General features: G+C 64.3%; 1 protein-coding gene and 1 rRNA gene. Both read right to left on the bottom strand.

What is annotated here, in order from left to right:
* The coding region (locus tag EYS21_RS23280; protein ID WP_207307868.1) for a hypothetical protein at positions 1-127 on the bottom strand (127 nt) is incomplete at its 3' end.
* Between the two features lie 70 nt (positions 128-197).
* A 5S ribosomal RNA gene (gene rrf, locus EYS21_RS23275) occupies positions 198-314 on the bottom strand.
* Positions 315-322: the final 8 nt, after the last annotated feature.

Genomic DNA, 322 nt, shown 5'->3' with positions numbered 1-322 from the left:
ACATCACCAGGATGATGAGGGTGCCGGCCACAAGGTAGGAGATCAGCACGGCCGGGCCGGCAGCCTGGATGCCGGCGCCGGAGCCGATGAACAGGCCCGCGCCGATGGCGCTTCCGAGCCCCATCATGGTCAGCTGACGGGGTGTTAAATGGGTCAGGCCCCGACATTCGTTGTCGGGGCCTGAGCCTTAATAGTTGTTCCGGCGGTGACCTACTCTCCCACACCCTCCCGGGTGCAGTACCATCGGCGCTGTGGGTCTTAGCTTCCGGGTTCGGAATGGGACCGGGCGTTTCCCCCACGCTATGACCGCCGTAACCCTTCT

Source organism: Arthrobacter sp. S39 (assembly GCF_004320525.1).
Classification (GTDB): Bacteria; Actinomycetota; Actinomycetes; order Actinomycetales; family Micrococcaceae; genus Arthrobacter.
This window is presented reverse-complemented; position numbering and strand designations above follow the sequence as displayed.